The sequence below is a fragment of the Parahaliea aestuarii genome, assembly GCF_008064635.1.
Classification (GTDB): Bacteria; Pseudomonadota; Gammaproteobacteria; order Pseudomonadales; family Halieaceae; genus Parahaliea; species Parahaliea aestuarii.
Genome location: NZ_VRYZ01000004.1, coordinates 309,944 through 331,968 on the forward strand (window position 1 = coordinate 309,944; position 22,025 = coordinate 331,968).

Sequence of the window (22,025 nt, forward strand, 5' to 3'; positions counted from 1 at the left end):
GACAGGAAGGCCCGCAGAAAACGTCAGTACTTCGCCGGTAAGCGAGTATTAATTATGATGTGACGGCCCTCGAAGCGGATGTACTCACCGATAGTGAGATCCTTGAGGATGCGCGCCACCATCTCGCGAGAAGCACCGACCCTGTCGGCGATATCCTGCTGGGTGAGCTTCTCGGGAATGAAGAGGGTGCCATCGCCGCGCTCTTCCGACAGATCCATCAACACATTGGCCACCCGGCCGTAGACATCCTGCAGGGCCAGGCTCTTCACATCGGCGGTGAGTTTGCGCACGCGCTGGGCCAGGTTGCGAATCAGCTGGCGGGAGATGTTGGGGTACTGGTCCAGCACCCGGTTGAAGTCTTCTTTATAGATGATGCAAAAGCTGGACTTCTCCACCGTGCGCACAGAGGCGGATCGCACCGAGTCATCGAGCAGGGCCAGCTCGCCAAAATAGTCGCCGGCGCCCTGGGTGTTCATGATGAACTCCTTGCCGTTCTTGTCGCTGCAGTACACCTTGACCTTGCCGCTCTCGATAATGAAAAGCGAGTCCGCCGGATCGTTCTCGTGGATGACCACGGTATTTTTCGGGAACGATCGGCTGGTACTGCTGGATGACAGTGCATCCAGTTCTTCCCGAGACAACCCCTGGAAGATTTCTACTTGTTGCAACATGCGTTCTGTACCTGCCCCGTGATTAGCCTTGTCCCTTAAGCTACGCCGCCAATAGTAACCCAAACTTCGCGGGATGCGCACCCGTGAAGCCCAAAACACGACGCTTCTGTTACTGTAACGAACGAATTCGCCGTTTCCACACTCCCCCGGCCCTCGCTATACTCGGCCCACACCCTGGAGCAGACCTTCAATTCCCCGTGACCAGCACCCCGCAACAGGCCGCCATTCTCTGGAGCGACGCCCTCCTGCGCACAATGATCGAGCTGCGAGCCCTGTACGAGCGCGACGGCGCCGGCCTCGACGAGATGGCGCGAGAGGACTTCGGCAAGCTGTTTTTGGCGGCCGACCGTCTCGAAAACTGCCTGGGCAGCGAGCAGGATCGCGACGGGCGCCACGAGTTGATGAACGTGCTGGCGGCCATTCGCGGCTATGCGGAAATGCTGCAGGAGGATCTGGAGGGCCGGCACCCGGAACTGGCCGACTCCCTGAGTCGGCTGCTGAAAGCGATCCAGACCGCCGATGCCGGCGGGGAGAGCTCCTCCCGTGGCCGCAGTCCCAGCGTCACCTCCGAGCCCGGCTTCATTCTCGCGGTGGACGATCGCCGCGAAAATCGCGAACTGGTGGCCCGCTACCTGTCGCGCTCCGGCCACCTTGTGGTGACCGCCGCCAGCGGGGAGGAAGCCCTGCACACCCTGGAACAGGCCGACGTGGACGTGGTGCTGCTGGACCTGGTGATGCCGGGCATGGATGGCCGCGAGGTACTCAGGCGCATCAAGGAACACGAGGACTGGCGCGCCACGCCGGTCATCGTGATCTCCGGCCACCAGGACATGGAAGACATTATCGAGTGCATCGAGGCGGGCGCCGACGACTACCTGTTCAAACCCTTCAACCCGGTACTGCTGCAGGCCCGCATCAAGGCGGGCATCGAGCGCAAGCGCTGGCACGACCGCGAAGAGCTCTACCGCCAGCAGCTGGAACGCAATGAAAAGTTCATTCGCGCCACCTTCGGGCGCTACCTGTCGGACGAAATTGTCACCGACATCCTGGAGCGTCCCGAGGGCCTGGAACTGGGCGGTGACCTGCGCGAAGTGACCATTATGATGTCCGATATCCGCGGCTTCACCACCCTCAGCGAACGCCTGGCGCCCGACCAGGTGGTGAAAATGCTGAACCGCTACCTGGGCAGCATGACCGACATCATCATGGCCCACCAGGGCACCATCGACGAGTTCCTCGGCGACGCCATTCTCGCCGTGTTCGGCGCCCCGCTGGCACGGGACGACGACGCCGACCGGGCCGTGCGCTGCGCCCTGGCCATGCAGGCGGCGATGGCCGACATCAACGCCCAGAACCTGGCCGAGGGGCTGCCCGAGGTCGAGACCGGCATCGCCCTCAACACCGGCGTGGTAATCGCCGGCAATATCGGCTCGGAACGGCGCAGCAAATACGGCTTCGTCGGCCACCCGATGAACGTCACGTCGCGTATCGAGGACCACTGCGCCGGCGGCGAGACCCTGATCTCCCGCAGCACCCTGGACAAACTGAACGGCCACTACCGGGTGGCCGAACCGCGGACCCTCAAGGCAAAAGGTATCGACCAGGAGGTGGAAGTCTATCGCCTGCAGGGAGAGCTGGCATGAGCAGCCCTCGCCCCGTCCTGCTGGTGGAAGACAACGAACTCAACCGCGACATGCTGGTCCGCCGCCTCAAGCGCGCCGGCATTGCCGTGATCAGCGCCGGAGACGGCGCGGAGGCCCTGCGCCTGATGGCTGAGCAGCGCCCCTCGGTGGTGCTGATGGACATGAACCTGCCCGTGATGGACGGCTGGACCGCGGTGCGTAATGCCCGCGCCGACGCCGCTCTGCGTGACATTCCCATCATCGCTCTCACCGCGCATGCCATGGATGCCGATCGCCAGAGTGCCATCGCCGCCGGCTGCGACGACTACGCCACCAAACCCATCGACTTCCCCGGCCTGCTGGCCAAAATCGGAAAACTGGCCAGCGCATGAGTCTCCGCCGCCGACTGACCCTGTCGCTGATCGCGATCCTGATCCTGTTTGCCGCCAACGTGGGCACCCACTTCTGGGGCAGCTACGCGCGGAACGAAAGCATGATTGCCTACCGCAACTCGGTGAACGCGGCGCGGCTGTCCACCGACCTGGAGCAGCAACTGGACAACCAGCGCCAGCAGATCCTGGTGCTGGCCACCCTGCGCGAGACGACCGGAGAGCCGCTGGACTCCCAGGAACTGGCCCGGGCAGAGGCCGATATCACCGATATTCGCGGCAAGGTCAGTCAACTGGGCGAGCTCAGCCACGAAGTGACGCAATTGCACTTCCAGAAGCTCAAGGACAGCAGCAACGACCTGCTGGACAGCTGGCTCGCCTACTACCGCAACTACAACGACTCCGACTACCAGGCGGACATGGACGACCCCATCCCCTACCTGGAAGCGGTACAGCGCCTGAAGGAGCTGGAGCAGCGGCAGGCCTTTATCTCGGTACAGCGGGCCAACGTCATCGACCGCACCATCGCACTCACCGACCGCATCACTGTGATCGGTTTTCTCGGCTCCATCCTGCTGACGGCGATCCTCGGCTTTTTCCTGGTGCGCTACACCAACCGCTCCCTCAAACGCCTGAAAACCGGCACCCAGCGCATCGGCAGCGGCGAACTCAACTACCGCATCAACAACATCGACGACAGCGGTGAACTGGGCGACCTGGCGGAAGCCTTCAACGACATGGCCGACAAGCTGCGCAAGGCCATCTACGAGGTGCGCCAGGCCAAGGAGGACGCCGACGAGGCCAACGCCGCCAAGAGCATCTTCCTGGCCAACGTCAGCCACGAGTTGCGCACCCCGCTCAACGCCATCATCGGCTACAGCGAGATGCTGCACGACGAACTGGACGATGACACCGAGGTGGACCGGGAACAGTTCCAGCGCGACCTCGACAAGATCGTCCTGTCCGGGCGTCAGTTGCTGTCGCTGATCAACGACATCCTCGACCTGTCCAAGATAGAGACCGGCAAGATGGACCTGCACAGCGAGGAGTTCAGCCCGGCGGAAGTGCTACAGCAGGTCTGCGACTCCATCCAGCCACTGTTGAGGGAACGCAACAACAGCCTCACCCTCACCGGACTCGGCAAGCTGCCAATGCTGAACAACGACCCCACCAAGTTCCGCCAGATATTTATCAACCTGCTGAGTAACGCCTGCAAGTTCACCGAAAACGGCGACATCAGCGTCAGCGTCGCCCCGGTCGACGGCCGCCAGGGCTGGTTCCAGTTCGGGGTCAGCGACACCGGCATCGGTATGGACGAAGAGCAGCAGGCGCGGGTGTTCGAGGCCTTTGTCCAGGCGGACTCCTCGACCAGCGCCAACTACGGCGGGACCGGCCTGGGCCTGGCCCTGTGCCGGGAGTACAGCGAATTGATGGGGGGGGAAATCAGCGTGCGCAGCCAGCCCGGTCAGGGAGCGACGTTTACTGTCGTGCTCCCCGCTGACCCAGGGTCAGTTCGCGCAGCCGCTTGAGGGCTTCCTCACGCTTCTGCAGGTCTTCCTGGAGCATGCTGTTGTTGCTTTCCAGCTCCGAGATATGGCGGTCCATCATGGCGAAGGATTCCAGCGCATCGCGCATGATCAGGCTGGTGGGATGCACCTTCATCTCGGGAGTGAGCTCCTTGTTCAGGCGGCGCCAGCTCTTGCGCGACGCCTCCGGGTCGAGGAAAGGACTGCTCGACACCATGCTGACAAAGGCGATGCCGATGCCCGCTTCCCACTCTGCCTCCGGGGATGACTCCAGCCGCTGGTAGCGCTGGAAGTACTTCACCGCCTCGATGTGATCCCCCTGGGACAGGGCGTCATAGCCGCGTTCGAGGAAGGTCTGGTCGCGCGCTGCCACGTCCTCCTGCACCTCACAGTTGCAGGGGGCCGGCGCGGACTGCTGCGGCAGATTGAGGGTCAACTCCGGCGCCGCCTGCTCGGTGGCAGGGGGCACCGTATCGGCAGGCTGTTCCGGCAACGGTGCGCAGGCCTGCAGGCCTGCGCTCACCAGAACCATCGGAAGGTATCGCGGGATCAGTTGTAACATTGCCTTGCGTCGGGGTTGAAAGTGGCCACAGTGTAGCACTTTTCCCGCGACCGACTGCCTACTCGGGACGCATGTGCGGAAACAGCAGCACATCGCGAATCGAGGGCGAGTCAGTCAGCAGCATCACCAGCCGGTCGATGCCGATGCCCTCTCCCGCCGTTGGCGGCAGGCCGTACTCCAGTGCGCGCACGTAGTCGGCATCGTAGTGCATGGCCTCTTCATCACCGGCGTCCTTCTCCGCCACCTGGGCGCGGAAGCGCTCCGCCTGGTCCTCGGCATCATTGAGCTCGGAGAAGCCGTTGGCGATCTCCCGCCCGCCGACAAAGAACTCGAAGCGGTCGGTGACAAAGGGGTCGGCGTCGCTGCGCCGCGCCAGGGGCGACACTTCGGTCGGGTAGTGGGTGATAAAGGTCGGCTGGTCGAGGCGGTGCTCAACCGTTTCCTCGAAGATTTCGATCTGTACCTTGCCCAGCCCCCAGCTGTCCTTGAGTTCGATACCGAGCCCTTTGGCGATGGCCCGGGCGCCCTGCTCGTCAGCGAGTTGTCCGGCATCGATATCGCTGTTGTAGTGCAAAATGGAATCGAACACGCTCATGCGGGCAAAGGGTTTGGAGAAGTCGTACTCGCTGCCCTGATAGTGCACGGTGGTGCTGCCGAGCACCGTCGATGCCAGCTCGCGCAGCATGTCCTCGGTTAGATTCATGGCGTCGTTGTGATCGGCATAGGCCCAGTAGAACTCCAGCATGGTGAACTCGGGGTTATGCCGGGTGGACAGCCCCTCGTTGCGGAAGTTGCGGTTGATCTCGTAGACCCGCTCGAAGCCGCCCACCACCAGGCGCTTGAGATAGAGTTCCGGCGAGATGCGCAGGTACATGTCCAGATCCAGCGCATTGTGGTGGGTCACAAAAGGCTTGGCCGCCGCGCCACCAGGGATTACCTGCATCATCGGCGTCTCAACCTCCATGAAAGCGCGGCGGTTCAGGTAGTCGCGGATGAAGGTGATGACGGCGGAGCGGGTGCGGAAAACCTCGCGCGACTGGGGGTTCACGATCAGGTCCACATAGCGCTGGCGATAGCGCATTTCCTGGTCGGCCAGGCCGTGGAATTTATCGGGCAGCGGGCGCAGGGCCTTGGTCAGCAGGCGCGCCTCGCGCATGTTGATGTAGAGGTCGCCCTTGCCGGACTTGTGGATCGGGCCGCGGGCGCAGACGATATCACCCAGGTCCCAGCTCTTGATATCGGCCAGGGTCGCATCGTCCAGGCCCTTGCGGTCGACATAGAGCTGAATGCTGTCGGACCCGTCCTGAATCAGCAGGAAGGCACCGCGATTGCGGACCAGGCGGCCCGCCACAGCGTACTCGGCATCCAGAGCCTCCAGTTCCGCCTTGTCGCGCTCCCCGTACTCGCGCTGCAGCTGGGCGGCTTCCGCCGTGCGACGGAAGTCGTTGGGGAAGGCATTGCCCTGCTCGCGCGCGGCTGTCAGCTTGGCGCGGCGCTCGGCGATGAGTTTGTTCTCGTCTTCGATGATCGGCGTGTCGTTACTCATGCTTCTCGTTCCTTACAGCCCGCTTTTCAGCGAGGCTTCGATAAAGTCGTCCAGATCGCCGTCCAGCACGGCCTGGCAGTTGCTGGTCTGCACTCCGGTGCGCAGATCCTTAATGCGGGAATCATCCAGCACGTAGGAGCGAATCTGGCTGCCCCAGCCAATGTCGGACTTGCTCTCTTCCATGGCCTGCTTCTCGGCGCTGCGCTTGAGCATTTCCTGCTCGTAGAGACGTGCCCGCAGCATCTTCCAGGCCTTGTCGCGGTTCTGGTGCTGGGAGCGCTCGCTCTGGCAGGCCACCACGATGCCGCTCTCGATGTGGGTCAGGCGCACTGCGGAGTCGGTCTTGTTGACGTGCTGACCGCCCGCGCCGGACGCCCGGTAGGTGTCTTCCCGCACCTGGGATTTATCCACCTCGATCTCGATGTTGTCGTCGATCTCCGGCGACACGAACACCGAGCTGAAGGAGGTGTGACGACGGTTGCCCGAGTCGAAAGGCGACTTGCGCACCAGACGGTGCACACCGGTCTCGGTGCGCAGCCAGCCGAAGGCGTACTCGCCGGCAAAGTGAATGGTGGCGCTTTTCACCCCGGCCACTTCCCCGGCGGACACTTCCTCCAGGGTGGTCTTGAAGCCGTGGGCCTCGCCCCAGCGCAGGTACATGCGCAGCAGCATCTCCGCCCAGTCCTGGGCCTCGGTGCCACCGGAGCCCGCCTGGATGTCGAGGAAGGCGTTATTGGGGTCGTTCTCGCCGCTGAACATACGGCGGAACTCCAGCTGTTCCAGCGACTTCAGCAGGTTGTCGATATCGCTGGCAACTTCCCCGATGGTACCTTCATCGTCCTCCGCAGCCGCCATTTCCAGCAGGTCGGCAGCGTCAGAGGTGCCGGTTTCGAGCTGCTCGATGGTGTGCACTACAGCCTCCAGGGCGGCGCGCTCGCGGCCCAGTTCCTGGGCGCGATCCGGGTTGTCCCAGACGCTGGGCTCGGCCAGCTCGAGTTCTACCTCTGCCAATCGATCCTTGCGATTGGCGAAGTCAAAGATACCCCCTAAGCACGTCAGTACGTGCCTCGATGTCCTTGAGGGCGTTCAACAGCGGATTAATCTCGGCCATGGTCAGGGTTCCTGTTAAAAAGGGCGCGCATTTTACCTGATAACCGCCCTCGCCTGCACTCGCGCATGCAGCCCTCACCCGCCGAACTGGTTGAGGATAAAGCCGATCACCATCACCTGGGGCACTGTCACCAGCGGCAGGAACAGGGCCAGTTTCCAGGAGCGGGTGGTGTCTTTGATGGACATCAACTCGGTGTAGTCGGTAGCCACGCCGGCCATCAGGAAGGTAAAGGCGTTACCCGGGGCGGCGGCGCGGTTCATGAGGTCCGCCGCAATCGGTGTGGCCCCTTCGGAGCAGACTTCGATCACCGTCGCCGCCAGCAGGGTCAGCCAGAGGCCGGCAAAGGACGCGCCAAACCAGGTGGCGAAGGCATCCGCGGGTACCAGGGCGCGAATCAGCGCCGCCAGCACCAGGCCAAACAGGGCCCAGCGCAGCACCACCCGGGAACCGGCGAAGCCATCCTTCAATACCCCGACTGTGCCCGCCAGCGACAGTGCAATGGTGCCGCGAAAATCGCGCCACTGTTGCGCCAGGGGCGCCCCCTGCCCCAGTTCCTCGCGCCAGGGATTGGCCGGCAGGGTGCCGCGGGCCACCAGGGTGTCGAAGATCAGGCCGGTGACCACACCGATAACCAGCGAGATAAGGATAAACAGCAGGGTCCAGCCCACCCCGATCAGGCCGAAAAGAATCAGGGTGAGGGAAAACGAGTTCCAGGGGCTGGCGAGCAAAAAGGCCATCACCTGGCCGACGGTGGCGCCGCGCTCGTAGAGCTTCATCCCCACCGCCAGGATGCCGTGACTGCAGAGGTCGAGAAACACACCGGCGAAGGTGGCTCGGAACAGACCGCTGACGCCCCCGTTGCGGCCCAGCAGGGCCAGCACCAGGTCGCGCGGGATGCGACCCAGCAGGCCGACGAAAATGACCCCCAGTGCCAGGCCCCACCACATCTGGTTGAACAACTCGAAAATGCCGCCGGTGAACAGGCCGATCGCGCTGTCGTGGTCGTGGGCGCCAGTGACAAGCGCCCAGCCGTAGGCCAGCGCCACTACCGACAGGCTGCCCCACAGCAGGTAGTCGGGCCTGGAACGAGTCGGGCAACAGCCATCACTGGCTGTACCAGGCGCGGTATCACTGTGGCAGGGCGCTGCGCCGGCGGGCGCTTCACCGTGACTGTGGCAGGCCTTGCCGGCTGCCGGTCTGGCGGAATGACAGTCAGACATGGCGGTGCTCTCCCCCGCTGAGGTCATCGAGAATGGCGCAATCCGGGCCGTCATCGCCGCGGCAGCGCCGCGCCATATCGTCCAGCTGGCGCTGCATGACCTTCAGTTGACGGATGCGCTCGCGCACCTGGCGGCTCTTCTCCAACACCAACTCCCGGGCCTGGGCACTGTGCCGGCTGTGGTCGCGCAGCAGCGACAGCAACTGGCGACACTCGTCCAGGTCGAAACCCATCTGGCGGGCGCGGCTCAGAAACTGCAGTTCATCCAGATCAGCTTCGCCGTACTGGCGGTAGCCGTTGTCGGCACGCTGGGCGGGGACGACGAGGCCGATGTCCTCGTAGTAGCGAATGGTTTTGGCGCTGAGCCCGCTGGCGCGGGCTGCCTGGGAGATATTCATAGGTCCCTCCAATACTGTTGAAGGGAAGCATAGACCTTCCAGCTACTGGAAGGTCAAGGGAGGCTTCGCAGAAATTCGATCACCAATTGCACGCTGTGCTGGCCGCGAAATTCATTGACGTCCAGGCGATAAGCCGCCTCGATCTCGGTAACCGACGCATCGGGCCACAGCTCGGTATCCACGTTGAAGGCGATAGCGTCGACTACGGTGTTGGTGCCCGGCAGGCCCAGTACAAGCTTCAGGTGGCGTTCACCCACAATGCGCTGGGAGACCACCTGGAAGCGCCCGTCGAACAGGGGCTCCGGGAAGTGCTGTCCCCAGGGCCCGGCATAGCGCAGGGCGGTAGCCGCCTCGAGGTCGAAGTCCGCCGCGTCCAGCTCGCCGTCCGATTCCACGATGGCCTGCAAATCCACGGCGTCGGCGTGGCGCGCTACTTCCTCGACAAATGCACGGCTGAAATCCTCGTACCGCGAGCGCGGCAGGCTGAGGCCGGCGGCCATGGCATGACCGCCGAATTTGGTAATCAGGCCGGGATGGCGGGTCGCCACAGCATCCAGCACATCGCGAATATGGATACCCTGGATGGAGCGGGCCGAACCCTTGATTTCCATACCCGATTCATCGGCGTTGGCGAAGGCAATCGTGGGCCGGTGCAGGCGATCCTTCACCCGCGAGGCGAGAATGCCGATCACGCCCTGGTGCCAGTCGGGATCAAACAGGGTCATCGCCAGCGGCGGTTCCCCGCCCGCTTCCAGGTCCAGCCCCGCCAGCATCTGCAGCGCCTGGCGTTCCATGCCGCGCTCGATAGTGCGGCGATCCTGATTGAGCTGGTGCAGCTCGGCGGCGATGCGCCGGGCCTTGCCAGCGTCCTCACTGAGCAGGCACTCAATACCTACGCTCATATCGTCCAGCCGCCCGGCGGCGTTGAGTCGGGGACCGGCGGCGAAGCCGAGGTCCGAGGCCACCACATTGTGAAAGCGGCGACTCGCCACCTCGAGCAGGGCCAGGATGCCCGGCCGCGCCTGTCCGGCGCGGATGCGCTTGAGGCCGGCATCTACCAGGATGCGGTTGTTGTGGTCCAGCGGCACCACATCGGCCACGGTGCCCAGCGCCACCAGATCCAGCACTTCCGCCATGTTCGGCTCGCCGGTGCCCTGGCGGGTAAACCAGTCGCGCCGGCGCAGTTCCGCCCGCAATGCCAGCATGACATAGAAAATCACACCGACACCGGCGAGTGCCTTGCTGGGGAAACTGCAGCCAGGCTGGTTGGGGTTCACGATGACCGCGGCGGCGGGCAATTCCCGGCCCGCCAGGTGGTGGTCTGTGACCAGCGTGTCGATGCCCAGCGCGCGCGCCGCCGCAACCCCTTCGATACTGGAGATGCCGTTGTCCACGGTAATGATGAGATCGGGGTTTCGCTGTGCCGCCAGCTCGACGATTTCCGGGGTCAGGCCGTAGCCGTAATCGAAACGGTTGGGCACCAGGTAGTCGACGGAGACGGCGCCGAAGCGGCGCAGGGTCGAAACCGCCAGTGCGGTGCTGGTGGCGCCGTCGGCGTCAAAATCGCCGACAATCAGCAGGCGCTTCTGGCCGGCGATAGCGTCAGCCAGCAGCTCGGCTGCGGCCTCTGCCCCCAGCATGGATGGCGGGGGCAGCAAGCGATTCAGACCGAGTTCCAGTTCTCCTGCAGAGGCCACGCCGCGATGGCCGTAGACCCGGGCCAGCAGCGGATGCAGCCCGGGCGCATCCAGGCTACCCCCCGGCGCGCGGCGGCGAATATGGCGCTGAACGCGGCTCGCGGCGCTGGACACGGACTCAAGCGCTGAGGTTGCGCGCCATAAAGGCCTGCACGTCAGCCAGAGTGTTGGGCAGGACCTCGCAGCGCTCGCGGCGCTCGAACAGGTCCTTGAGGTGCAAGGGCAGGTTCGGCGACTCCACAACGCCGGCCTTCGCCACGGCGTCGGGGAATTTGGCGGGGTGGGCTGTGGCAAGCGTAATGACCGGCACCTCCGGCGCCAGGCCGGCGTTCAAGGCAGCATTAACGCCGATGGCACTGTGCGGATCCAGCAGGTATTCGCACTGCTGCCAGGTAGCGGCAATCTGTGCACAGGTTTCTTCGTCGGACACCCGATGACTGCTGAACAGGCTGGCGGCGCGTGTCATGGCAGCTTCCGAGAAGCTGATATCACCTGCGTCAAAGCGCTGCATCAGGTCGGCAATGGCGGCACCATCGCGGTCGTAGAGATCGAACAGCAGGCGCTCGAAGTTGCTGGACACGGTGATGTCCATGCTCGGCGACAGGGTGTGCTCCAGCGGCTGGCGGCCGTAGGTACTGGTGGTCATCACCCGGTGCAGTACATCGTTGCTGTTGGTGGCGATGATCAGGCGCTCCACCGGCAGGCCCATATTGCGTGCCAGGTAGCCTGCAAAGATGTCACCGAAGTTGCCGGTCGGCACCGAGAAAGCCACCGGCCGGGCCGGCGCGCCCAGGGCAAGCCCCGCGTAAAAGTAGTAGACGATCTGGGCCATGATGCGCGCCCAGTTGATGGAGTTCACCGCCACCAGACTGCGATCCGCCGGCAGGAAGGACTTGTCGGCAAAGCTGGCCTTGACCATGGCCTGGCAGTCATCAAAATTGCCCTGCACGGCCAGGTTGTGGATGTTGTCCCCCACCACGGTGGTCATCTGCCGGCGCTGCACTTCGGAAACCCGCTGGTGCGGGTGCAAAATGAAGATGTCGATGTTGTTGCAGCGTTTGCAACCTTCGATGGCGGCGGAGCCGGTGTCGCCAGAGGTGGCGCCCATGATCACCACTTTCTGGTGGCGGCGCTCCAGTACGTAGTCCAGCAGGCGCCCCAGCAACTGCAGGGCAAAATCCTTGAAGGCCAGGGTGGGGCCGTGGAACAGTTCCAGCACCCACTGGTTGGCGCCGATCTGGACCATCGGTGCCACCGCAGTGTGGCGGAACTCGGCGTAGGTATCGTCAATCAGGGTCTTCAGGTCGTCGGCAGGGATACTGTCAGCCACGAAGGGCTCAATAATGCGCCGCGCCAGCGCCGGGTAATCCAGCGCTGCCATTTCGCGCATCTCATCGGCGCTGAAGGTGGGCAGGGATTCCGGGACATAGAGCCCGCCGTCACTGGCCATGCCAGTCAGCAGGACCTCTTCGAAACTGAGTGCTGGGGCCTGGCCCCGGGTGCTGATGTACTTCACGTCTGCTACCTGTGTTGTCCGCTGTGCCCGTCGCTGAACGGGTCAGCCGTCCAGTTCTTCCACCCGGATACGGGAGATGCTGCTACTGATACTGTCGAGCGCTTCCATGCGCGCCACCGCCTCGTCGACCTTGCCCTGGGCGGCGTGGCTGGTGAGCACGATGACCGGCACCCGGGTAGCGCCGGGGGGCGGGGCTTTCTGGATGATGGCCTCGATGCTGATGCCCAGGTCACTGAGAATGGTCGCCACTTTTGACAGTACGCCCGGCTTGTCTTCCGCCTCAATGCGCAGGTACCAGGGGGTGACTACATCGGCCATCGGCACAATCGGCAGGTCGCGCAGGGCGTCATCGGTCACCGACAGGGAAGGCACGCGATTTTCCTGCTCGGCGCTGATATCGCGGGCCAGATCCACCAGGTCCGCCACTACCGCGGAAGCGGTGGGCGCGGCGCCGGCGCCGGCGCCGTAGTACAGGGTCGGGCCCACGGCGCTGCCCTCCACCAGCACGGCATTCTTGACGCCGTTGACGTTGGCCAGCAGGCGCTCCTTGGGAATCAGCGTGGGATGCACCCGCAATTCGACCCCGGCGTCGCTCTGCTTGGCCACTCCCAGGTGCTTGACCCGGTAACCCAGCTCTTCGGCGTAATCCATGTCCTGTGGGGTGAGACGGGTAATGCCCTCGGTATACACCGACTCGAACTGCAGCGGAATGCCGAAGGCCAGGGAGGCGAGAATCACCAGTTTGTGGGCGGCGTCGATGCCTTCAACGTCAAAGGTCGGGTCCGCCTCGGCGTAGCCCAGTGCCTGCGCTTCCGCCAGTACATCGGAGAACTCCCGGCCGTGTTCGCGCATCTCGCTGAGAATGAAGTTGCCGGTACCGTTGATAATACCCGCCAGCCACTCGATGCGGTTGCCGGCCAGGCCTTCGCGCAGGGCCTTGATGATAGGAATACCGCCGGCCACCGCGGCCTCGTAACGCACTGCCACACCGTGCTCGGCGGCCAGGGCGAAAATTTCGTTGCCGTGTTCGGCAATCAATGCCTTGTTCGCAGTGACAATGTGCTTGCCGTTGCGAATCGCCGTTTCCACCAGTTCGCGCGCCACGGTGGTGCCGCCAATCAGCTCCACCACAATGTCCACGTCTTCGTCGCGGGCGACGTCGAAAATATCGCGAGTGACCCGGGTAGTGCTGAGATCGCACAGGGGGTTGTCGCGGCGGGCGCCGACCAGGCTTATCTCGAGCGGCGCCTGGGCGCGGGCGGCGATTTCCACCGCGTTTTCGCGCAGTACATTAAAGGTACCGCCACCGACGGTGCCGAGGCCGCAAAGGCCGATCTTTACAGGTTTCAAGCTACACCTACTTGCTAGTGATCACAGTGGCCGGCCCAGTCAGGCCGGAATGGCGCCGTCCTGTTTGAACATGCGCCGGATATTACGGATGGCCTGGCGGGTGCGGTGTTCGTTCTCTATCAGTCCGAAGCGCACATAGCCCTCACCGTACTCGCCGAAACCGACACCGGGAGACACTGCCACTTTGGCCTCTTCCAGCAACTTTTTGCTGAATTCGAGGGAACCCATCTCGCGGTAGAACTCCGGCAGCCGGGCCCACACAAACATGGTGGCCTTCGGTGGAGTGACCGGCCAGCCGGCGGAGTTGAGTCCGCCGCAGAGCACATCCCGGCGCGACTTGTACATGGCGTTGATCTCGGCAACGCAGCTCTGGTCGCCTTCCAGCGCGGCGATGGCCGCCACCTGGATGGGAGTGAACATACCGTAATCGAGGTAGGACTTCATCCGCGCCAGGGCGCCCACCAGTTCCCGGTTGCCACAGCAGAAGCCGACCCGCCAGCCGGGCATATTGTAGCTCTTGGACATGCTGAAGAATTCCACCGCGATATCACGGGCACCTTCAACTTGCAGGATGGAGGGCGCCACATAGCCATCGAAGCAGAGGTCGGCGTAGGCCAGGTCGTGCACCACCCAGATTTCGTGCTCGCGGGCGATGGCGACGACTTTCTCGAAGAAGTCCAGTTCCACGCAGTGACCGGTGGGGTTGGAAGGGAAGCTCAGCACCAGCATCTTGGGTCGCGGCCAGCTGTTGCGAATGGCGCTTTCCAGTTCCTCGAAGAAGGTCTGTTCGCTGTCGGCCATCGGCACGTGGCGGATGTCGGCACCGGATATCACAAAACCGTAGGGATGGATCGGGTAGGCCGGGTTGGGGACCAGGATGGCGTCGCCGGGGCCGGTGGTGGCCAGGGCGAGGTGGGCCAGCCCCTCCTTGGAACCCAGCGTGACGATGGCCTCGCTGGCCGGGTCCAGGGTCACGTCGTAGCGCCGCTGGTACCAGTCGCAGATGGCCTTGCGCAGGCGCGGAATACCCTTGGACTGGGAGTAGCGGTGAGTATCACCGCGGCGCGCGGTTTCCACCAGTTTGTCGACGATATGGGCGGGCGTGGGCTGGTCGGGGTTGCCCATGCCGAAATCGATCACGTCCTCCCCCGCCGCACGCGCCTTCTGCTTCAACTCGCCAATAATATTGAACACATAGGGGGGCAGGCGCTGAATGCGCTGAAACTGGCTTTCCACGTCGATTGGGTCCGATCGAATGCCGCCCGCAGGCGGCGGGGTTGTCAAAAAGGTGGGAAACAGTACTGAGTCCACTGGGGACTGTCAACGCGCCCGGCAGCAATAGCGTAAAAGGCCGGTTATTTGAGCCGCGAAACGCCGCGGCTCGCGCTTACTTGAGACCCAGGGTCACCATCAATTCGTCGGCGCTCTGGTAGCCGGGAATCATCTGCCCGCTCTCGGTGATGATGGCGGGCGTGCCGCGCACACCGAGCTCCTGCCCCAGGGCATACTCGGCAGCGATCGGATTGCCGGAGCAGACGTTGTCGGGCACCGCCTCGCGGTTTTTCAGCTTGGTCAGGGTATCCTGCGGGTCGTCGGCGCACCAGGCGCTGGCCAATTGCCGGAAACCCGGGGAACCGAGCCCCGCCCGCGGATAGGCCAGGTACCGCACTTCCACCCCGCGCTTGTTCAGCTCGGGAACTTCCTTGTGCAGCTTCTGGCAGTAGAAACAGGTAACGTCGGTGAATACCGTGATATGGGTGCGGGCTTCGCCCTCCGGCGCAAAGATAATCATGTCGTCGGTGCTGACCTTGGCCAGGCGCTCAAGGCGCATACCGTCGCGGCGTTTTTCCGCCAGGTTCACATAACCCTGCGGACTCACGGTGAACAGGTCACCCACCACGAAATAGTCGCCCTTTGCAGTGGCATAGACCAGCGGGCCGTTGGCAAACTGCACTTCGTACATACCCGGCAGTTCGCTGGTGGAAACCGACTCGATCTTGAGTCCCGTGGACTGCACTTCCATTGCGGCGCGCAGTTTGTCTGCCACCGACTTGTCCACCGGCTCGCCAGCCTGTGCGCCACCGGCAATCAGTGCGCTGGCGGCGGCCACGATGGCGGCGAATTTTCGTAAGGTCATAGTCGTTCCCCTGTCTGCCCTCGCGGGCGGTTGTCACATTGCGCAGGCTTTGAGCCCGCTATCGCTTATTAGTTCCTCGCAACCGCGCAGTACACGGCGGGCGTAGAGTTTAATACGATACCCGGGGAAAAGCGCAATAGCGGGACTTGTGGGCGGGCCTGGCACGCTGCACTCTAGCGACATACAGCCGAGCGCGGCCCGGCCGAGCGCGGCCCGGCCGATCGCGGCCCGGCCGATCGCGGCCCGGCCCATCCATGAGGCATAAACGAAAAAGCGGCCACACGGGCCGCTTGGGGTACTGCCTGGAAAGTGGCTTAGTTGGCCAGCTTCTCCTTGATACGGGCCGCCTTGCCGCTCAGCTCGCGCAGGTAGTAGAGCTTGGCCTGGCGCACGTCGCCGCGACGCTTGACGGAAATGCTGTCCACCAGCGGGCTGTAAGTCTGGAAAGTACGCTCGACGCCCACACCATGGGAAATCTTGCGCACAGTGAAGGCTGAGTTCAGGCCGCGGTTACGCTTGCCGATCACCACGCCTTCGAAGGCCTGCAGACGCTCGCGGGCGCCTTCCTTGACTTTTACCTGCACAACCACGGTGTCACCCGGGCTGAACTCAGGCAGTTCTTTTTGCATCTGTTCAGCGTCGAGCTGAGAGATAATCTTGTTGGTGCTCATGGTGTGCTCCTGTCGTGTCAAACTCGTAGCTTCACAGCTAGCGATCAATTAAGTCAGTGTCAGCGGCCGCCCGCTCCCGGCGGTATGCAGCCAGCAATTCCTCTTCCTCGGGCGTCATCGCCCTGCCTTCCAGCAGGTCCGGGCGACGCTCCAGCGTACGCCCCAAAGCCTGTTTCAGGCGCCAGCGGCGGATCTTTTCGTGATCCCCGCTGAGCAATACTTCCGGTACCGCCCTGCCCTCAAAATGCTCGGGCCGGGTGTAGTGCGGGCAGTCCAGCAGGCCGTTGGCGTAGGAGTCTTCCTCCGCCGAGGCCTCGTGACCCAGCACACCGGGCAACTGGCGCGTTACCGCGTCGATGACCACCATGGCGGCGAGTTCGCCACCCGTTAGTACGTAATCACCGATGGACAGTTCCTCGTCCACCTCGGTTTCTATCAGGCGCTCGTCGACACCCTCATAGCGACCGGCAACCAGGATCAGCGCTGCCTTGTCGGCCAGCTCCACCGCCCGGCGGTGGTCAAAACGCCTGCCCTGGGGCGAGAGGTAGACCACATGGGCCTTTGCCCCGCCGTCACGCTCCGCCTGCTCCCGCGCAGCGGCAATGGCCTGCTGCAGCGGATCAATCTTCATCAACATGCCCGGGCCGCCGCCGTAGGGCCTGTCGTCCACCGTGCGGTGGCGATCCACGGTGTAATCGCGCGGGTTGCTGTGGCTTACCGACACCAGCCCCTGCTTCACCGCCCGACCGGTCACCCCGTGCTCGGTCACAGCATCGAACATTTCCGGGAACAGGCTTACCAGTGCAATATGCATTGAGCCCCGCCCCCTGCGCGTTCGTTCTCCAGTGGCTGGCGATTCACCCGGACACTAGTCGTCCAGGAACCAGTCCACCTCAATTCTGCCCGCTTCTACATCCACCCGGGTCACCACGTCGCCGGGGAGATAGGGAATCAGGCGCTCCCTGTCGTCGATGCTGCCATCGCCGGCTTTCACCACCAGCACATCGTTGGCGCCGGTCTCGATCAGGTAGTCGACCCTGCCCAGCAGGACCTCGCCCTCATCGGTCGCGCACCAGACAGACAGCCCTTCCAGTTCATGCCAGTAGAAGTCGCCCTCTTCCAGCACCGGCAGACTGTCCGCCGCAACCGCCACTTCCAGGCCGCGAAAAGTTTCCGCGGCAGTGCGATCATCAACGCCGCGGATATGGGCTACCAGCCCCCTACCCTGACGTTTGCCGGCGTCGAACTCGATCGGCTCACTGCCATCGCGACGCCGCAGCACCCACCCCTGGTACTTCAGGAAATTTTCCTGGGGGTCGGTATAGGAGTGAATTTTGACCCAGCCCTTGATGCCAAAACAGCCGGTAATCTTACCGACTGTCAGCAGCTCGCTGGCCAGATGATCACTCATGCGCCGAGCCGAATCAGGCTGCGGTGTTTTCCTTCAGCAGACGGGCAACGCGCTCGGAGACCTGAGCGCCCTGGCCCTGCCAGTACTCGATGCGGTCGGTGTCGATACGCAGACGCTCTTCCTGACCACGCGCTACCGGGTTGAAGAAACCCACGCGCTCGATGAAACGACCGTTGCGAGAGGTGCGGCTGTCGGTCACAGTCAGGTGGTAGAACGGGCGCTTTTTAGCACCGCCACGGGACAAACGAATAGTTACCATATTCCGTAAATTCCTGAAAAATAAGGGGGAATTCGGGCTATCCGGCCAAAATTCCACGGCAAATTACCGGCACCGGGGCCGGAAAGGTGGCGTATCATACGGAAAACGGGGCATTAGTAAAACCCCCCGAGGTGGAAATTTTGCAGTAGTTCCGGGGGCTTAGCCAACGATTACCGGCAACGACTCATCGGAACGGGAAGCCGCCACCGCCACCACCGGGCGGCATCATGCCACCACCACCGCCGCCCATCATGCCGCCCAGGCCGCGCATCATTTTCTCCATGCCGCCGCCTTTCATCTTCTTCATCATCTTCTGCATCTGCTTGTGCTGCTTCAGCAGACGATTGAGATCCTGTACCTGGGTACCGGAACCCTGGGTGATGCGGCGCTTGCGCGAGCCGGCAATCAGTTCCGGCTTGCGGCGCTCCAGCGGGGTCATGGAATTGATCATGGCCTCCATGCGGGCAAACATTTTCATGTCCAGGTTCTGCTGGGCCATCTGCGCCATGTTGCCCATGCCCGGCAGCTTGTCCAGCATGCCGGTAATGCCGCCCATGTTGTTCATCTGCTGCAACTGGTCGCGGAAGTCCTCGAGATCAAACTTCTGCCCCTTCTTGACCTTGCGCGCCAGCTTCTCGGCCTTGGCGCGGTCGACCTTCTGCTCCGCCTCTTCGATCAGCGACATCACGTCGCCCATACCGAGGATTCGCGAGGCCAGGCGATCCGGGTGGAAAGGGTCGAGGGCGGCGGTCTTCTCACCCACACCCAGGAACTTGATCGGCTTGCCGGTCACGGTGCGCACCGAGAGCGCGGCGCCGCCGCGGCTGTCGGCGTCCACCTTGGTGAGGATAACGCCGGTCAACGGCAGGGCCTCGCCAAAGGCCTTGGCCGTGTTGGCGGCGTCCTGGCCGGTCATGGCATCCACCACGAACAGGGTTTCCGCCGGGTTCAGAACCTTATTCAGTTCCGTGATCTCTGCCATCATGGCTTCGTCCACCGTCAGGCGACCGGCGGTGTCGACAATCAACACGTCGGAGAATTTCACCTTGGCGTGGGCAACGGCAGCGCGGGCGATATCCACCGGCTTCTGGTCGGGCTGGCTGGGGAAGAAATCCACGCCCACCTCGGCGGCCAGTGTTTCCAGCTGCTTGATCGCTGCCGGGCGGTAGACGTCGGCGCTCACCACGGTCACCGATTTCTTGTCCCGCTCTTTCAGCAGTTTGGCCAGTTTGCCCACCGAGGTGGTTTTACCCGCCCCCTGCAGGCCCGCCATCAGGATCACGGCCGGCGGCTGCACCGCCAGGTTCAGGCCCTCGTTGGCGCTGCCCATGACAGCTTCCAGCTCCGCCTGAACGATTTTCAGGAAGGCCTGGCCCGGGCTCAGGCTCTTCAGCACCTCCTGGCCCAGGGCGCGCTGCTTCACCGACTCCACAAACTGCTTCACTACCGGCAGGGCGACGTCGGCCTCCAGCAGCGCCATGCGCACCTCGCGCAGGGTGTCCTGGATATTGTCCTCGGTGAGCTTCGCTTTGCCGGTGACATTGCGCAGACTGGCGGACAGGCGATCAGACAAACTCTGGAACATGGGGAAAACTCTTCGCTGGGGGCTGCCGCGGAGGTATGGCGCTATTGATTCCGCGGAGACAAGTCGGTACAAAGGTGCGCAGTATACGCCACCCGGGCCCATCCTAAAAACCCATGCCACTTCCCCTGATTGCCACCCTGGCCGCACTGCTTTACCTCGTGGCGACCGGGATGCAACTGGTTTTCCTCGCCCAGCGCGGAACGCCGGCCAGCCGCATGCCAGTGACCATTGCTGTCCTGGCCATGGCGTGTCACACGGTGGTGGCCTGGGACAGCATCAGCGCAGCCGACGGTGTGCACCTGGGTTTCTACCGGGTCGCGGCGCTGATGTTCCTGGCGGTGAACGCCGTCTGCGTACTGGCTATTCTTATGAAACGGCCACTGCACAACCTGCTGCTGGTGACCTTCCCCCTCTCCGCGGTGGCGGTGATGGTGTCCAGCCTCGGCCCCCAGACCGAAAGCGGCAGCCAGCTCGGGCACGGGCTGCTGGTGCACGTTGGCAGCTCGATTCTCGCCTACGCCGTACTTACGCTGGCATCGGTGCAGGCCGCGGTGCTGGCGGTACAGGATCGCCAGCTGCACGAACGCCACCCGGGTGGCATCGTAAAATGGCTGCCGCCCCTGCAGCGCATGGAGAGCATGCTGTTCGAACTGTTGTGGGTCGGCGTGGTGCTGCTGAGCGTGGCGATTGTCTCCGGCTTTCTCTTTGTCGACGATCTGTTCGCCCAGCACCTGGTGCACAAGACTGTGCTGAGCATCGTCGCCTGGCTGACTTTCTCCGCCCTGCTGTGGGGGCACTACCAGCTCGGCTGGCGCAGTCAGACCGCGGTGCGCCTGACCCTGGCGGGCTTTCTCTCCCTGATGCTGGCTTTCTTCGGCTCCAAACTGGTGCTGGAACTGATTCTTCAGCGCTGAACCCGGCCCCGGAACGGAGCAACAGGGGCCATATCAGCGCTTGCCCCGCCCGGGGTTTTTCTTCAAGATAGCTGTTTGCTCATTACCAAGGGTTTTTTCCTGACTTGAACGAAGCACCGCTGGGTCTTTTATGCTCAGTTCTGGTAGTCCTCATATTGCTCTCCGGTTTCTTTTCCAGTTCCGAGACCGGCATGATGTCCCTCAACCGCTACCGGCTGAAACACCTCAGGAAAAACAAGCATCGCGGAGCGCGCCGGGCCAGCAAACTGCTGCAGCGGCCGGATCGGCTGATCGGCCTGATCCTGATCGGCAACAATCTGGTCAACATCCTCGCCTCCGCTATCGCCACGGTAATAGCCATCCGCCTGTGGGGCGATGCCGGTATCGCCATCGCCACCGGCGGCCTGACCCTGGTGATCCTGATTTTCGCCGAGATCACCCCCAAGACCATCGCCGCCCTGTACCCGGAAAAAATCGCCTTCCCGGCCAGTATCGTGCTGCTGCCATTGATGAAACTGATGTACCCGCTGGTATGGCTGATCAACTCCATCACCAACGGCCTGATGCGGCTGATGGGCGTCGACCCCTCCAAGGGCGGTGACGAGCACGTCTCCACCGAGGAACTGCGCACCATCGTTACCGAAGCGGGCCAGCTGATCCCCACCCGCCACCGCGGCATGTTGCTGAACATCCTCGACCTGGAAGAGGTCTCGGTGGACGACATTATGGTGCCGCGCAACGATGTCTATGGCATCGACCTCGACGACTCCGACGAGGAGATTCTCGGCGCCATCCAGGCCAGCTCCCACACCCGCCTGCCGGTATGGCGCGACGACATCAACAACATCGTCGGCGTATTGCACATGCGCAATATCAGCCGTGTGATCGACAAGCAGGGACTGGACCGCGGCGCCCTGGAGCGGGAAATGGAAACGCCCTACTTTATTCCAGAGAACACGCCCCTGCACACCCAGCTGTTCAACTTCCAGAAGAACAAGCTGCGCCTTGGCGTGGTGGTGGATGAGTACGGCGATGTTATGGGCCTGGTGGCGCTGGAGGACATCCTGGAGGAGATTGTCGGCGAGTTCACCTCCAACCTGGTGGATACCGCCGACACCATCTTCCCCCAGCGCGACGGCAGCTACATCATCACCGGCAACGCCAACATTCGCGAGATCAACAAATCCCTGGACTGGGAGCTGCCCACCGATGGCCCGAAAACCCTCAGCGGCCTGATTCTGGAGTACCTGGAATCCTTCCCCGACGGCAATGCCGGGCTGGCTATCGACGATTACCGCCTGGAAATCCTGGAACTGCAGGGCAATGTGGTGCAGGCGGTGCGGGCTTCGGCGCGCTGAAGCCGCACACCGTGCCTGCCGGGGCAGGCGCCCGCGCCCCTTAGACCTCCCCTGCGACAACGTGTCGCATCCCGTTTGGCCCG

21 protein-coding genes are annotated in these 22,025 nt (G+C 63.2%); 5 read left to right on the top strand and 16 right to left on the bottom strand.

The genetic code is table 11. From position 1 onward, the window contains the following. Positions 1-23: 23 nt before the first annotated feature. On the bottom strand, positions 24-671 hold the full coding sequence (locus FVW59_RS10875) for a Crp/Fnr family transcriptional regulator (protein ID WP_148064298.1): 648 nt from the start codon (positions 669-671) through the stop codon (positions 24-26). 197 nt (positions 672-868) lie between these two features. Here FVW59_RS10875 and FVW59_RS10880 point away from each other — a divergent pair, with 197 nt between their 5' ends. The 3 genes from FVW59_RS10880 to FVW59_RS10890 are packed head-to-tail and all read left to right on the top strand — an operon-like array spanning position 869 to position 4,211. Next, the gene (locus tag FVW59_RS10880; protein WP_246139704.1) at positions 869-2,314 is read left to right on the top strand and encodes an adenylate/guanylate cyclase domain-containing protein; all 1,446 of its coding nucleotides are present in this window, start codon (positions 869-871) and stop codon (positions 2,312-2,314) included. Then, positions 2,311-2,685, top strand: coding sequence for a response regulator (locus FVW59_RS10885; protein WP_148064300.1), 375 nt, complete (start codon positions 2,311-2,313; stop codon positions 2,683-2,685). The genes FVW59_RS10880 and FVW59_RS10885 overlap by 4 nt, the downstream gene beginning before the upstream one ends. Beyond that, positions 2,682-4,211, top strand: coding sequence for a sensor histidine kinase (locus tag FVW59_RS10890; protein WP_148064302.1), 1,530 nt, complete (start codon positions 2,682-2,684; stop codon positions 4,209-4,211). Before FVW59_RS10885 ends, FVW59_RS10890 begins: the two co-directional genes overlap by 4 nt. Here the strand turns inward: FVW59_RS10890 and FVW59_RS10895 are convergent. From FVW59_RS10895 to ffh, 15 genes are all read right to left on the bottom strand, one after another. Then, complete coding sequence (locus FVW59_RS10895) at positions 4,162-4,740, bottom strand: hypothetical protein (protein WP_246139705.1); 579 nt, start codon at positions 4,738-4,740, stop codon at positions 4,162-4,164. The genes FVW59_RS10890 and FVW59_RS10895 overlap by 50 nt on opposite strands. A gap of 88 nt (positions 4,741-4,828) precedes the next feature. Next, positions 4,829-6,316 carry a lysine--tRNA ligase gene (lysS, locus tag FVW59_RS10900; protein ID WP_148064304.1) on the bottom strand — a complete coding sequence of 496 codons (1,488 nt, stop codon included), beginning with the start codon at positions 6,314-6,316 and terminating at the stop codon, positions 4,829-4,831. Positions 6,317-6,328: 12 nt separating this feature from the next. After that, positions 6,329-7,427 (bottom strand): peptide chain release factor 2 gene (gene prfB / locus FVW59_RS10905; protein WP_148064306.1). Its coding sequence is split into 2 segments (ribosomal slippage): positions 6,329-7,351 and positions 7,353-7,427, totalling 1,098 coding nucleotides; the frame shifts between segments, so codons are not numbered across the junction. 74 nt (positions 7,428-7,501) lie between these two features. Then, on the bottom strand, positions 7,502-8,647 hold the full coding sequence (locus FVW59_RS10910; RefSeq protein ID WP_148064308.1) for a permease: 1,146 nt from the start codon (positions 8,645-8,647) through the stop codon (positions 7,502-7,504). Then, the gene (gene cueR, locus FVW59_RS10915; protein ID WP_148064310.1) at positions 8,640-9,044 is read right to left on the bottom strand and encodes a Cu(I)-responsive transcriptional regulator; all 405 of its coding nucleotides are present in this window, start codon (positions 9,042-9,044) and stop codon (positions 8,640-8,642) included. The genes FVW59_RS10910 and cueR overlap by 8 nt, the downstream gene beginning before the upstream one ends. A 53-nt stretch (positions 9,045-9,097) precedes the next feature. Next, the gene (gene recJ, locus FVW59_RS10920) at positions 9,098-10,822 is read right to left on the bottom strand and encodes a single-stranded-DNA-specific exonuclease RecJ (protein WP_148064529.1); all 1,725 of its coding nucleotides are present in this window, start codon (positions 10,820-10,822) and stop codon (positions 9,098-9,100) included. A 37-nt stretch (positions 10,823-10,859) separates the two neighbouring features. After that, positions 10,860-12,257 carry a threonine synthase gene (gene thrC, locus FVW59_RS10925; RefSeq protein WP_148064311.1) on the bottom strand — a complete coding sequence of 466 codons (1,398 nt, stop codon included), beginning with the start codon at positions 12,255-12,257 and terminating at the stop codon, positions 10,860-10,862. Between the two features lie 42 nt (positions 12,258-12,299). Continuing rightward, positions 12,300-13,607, bottom strand: a complete 1,308-nt coding sequence (locus FVW59_RS10930; protein WP_148064313.1) for a homoserine dehydrogenase — start codon at positions 13,605-13,607, stop codon at positions 12,300-12,302. A 39-nt stretch (positions 13,608-13,646) separates the two neighbouring features. Then, positions 13,647-14,843, bottom strand: a complete 1,197-nt coding sequence (gene alaC, locus FVW59_RS10935; RefSeq protein ID WP_148064315.1) for an alanine transaminase — start codon at positions 14,841-14,843, stop codon at positions 13,647-13,649. A gap of 151 nt (positions 14,844-14,994) precedes the next feature. Continuing rightward, positions 14,995-15,744, bottom strand: coding sequence for a DsbC family protein (locus FVW59_RS10940; RefSeq protein WP_148064316.1), 750 nt, complete (start codon positions 15,742-15,744; stop codon positions 14,995-14,997). A gap of 314 nt (positions 15,745-16,058) precedes the next feature. Then, positions 16,059-16,415 (bottom strand): 50S ribosomal protein L19, encoded by a 357-nt coding sequence (gene rplS, locus FVW59_RS10945; protein WP_148064318.1) that lies wholly within the window; start codon positions 16,413-16,415, stop codon positions 16,059-16,061. A gap of 37 nt (positions 16,416-16,452) precedes the next feature. Continuing rightward, the gene (gene trmD / locus FVW59_RS10950; RefSeq protein ID WP_148064319.1) at positions 16,453-17,229 is read right to left on the bottom strand and encodes a tRNA (guanosine(37)-N1)-methyltransferase TrmD; all 777 of its coding nucleotides are present in this window, start codon (positions 17,227-17,229) and stop codon (positions 16,453-16,455) included. 54 nt (positions 17,230-17,283) lie between these two features. Next, complete coding sequence (gene rimM / locus FVW59_RS10955; protein WP_148064321.1) at positions 17,284-17,826, bottom strand: ribosome maturation factor RimM; 543 nt, start codon at positions 17,824-17,826, stop codon at positions 17,284-17,286. A 13-nt stretch (positions 17,827-17,839) separates the two neighbouring features. Further along, positions 17,840-18,085: a 30S ribosomal protein S16 gene (gene rpsP, locus FVW59_RS10960; RefSeq protein ID WP_148064323.1), complete on the bottom strand. Its 246-nt coding sequence runs from the start codon at positions 18,083-18,085 to the stop codon at positions 17,840-17,842. A gap of 184 nt (positions 18,086-18,269) precedes the next feature. Beyond that, a complete protein-coding gene (gene ffh / locus FVW59_RS10965) occupies positions 18,270-19,670 on the bottom strand; it encodes a signal recognition particle protein (RefSeq protein ID WP_148064325.1) in 1,401 nt (466 codons plus the stop codon). A gap of 113 nt (positions 19,671-19,783) precedes the next feature. Here ffh and FVW59_RS10970 point away from each other — a divergent pair, with 113 nt between their 5' ends. Beyond that, a complete protein-coding gene (locus tag FVW59_RS10970) occupies positions 19,784-20,584 on the top strand; it encodes a cytochrome C assembly family protein (protein WP_148064327.1) in 801 nt (266 codons plus the stop codon). A gap of 104 nt (positions 20,585-20,688) precedes the next feature. Continuing rightward, on the top strand, positions 20,689-21,942 hold the full coding sequence (locus FVW59_RS10975) for an HlyC/CorC family transporter (protein ID WP_148064329.1): 1,254 nt from the start codon (positions 20,689-20,691) through the stop codon (positions 21,940-21,942). Positions 21,943-22,025: the final 83 nt, after the last annotated feature.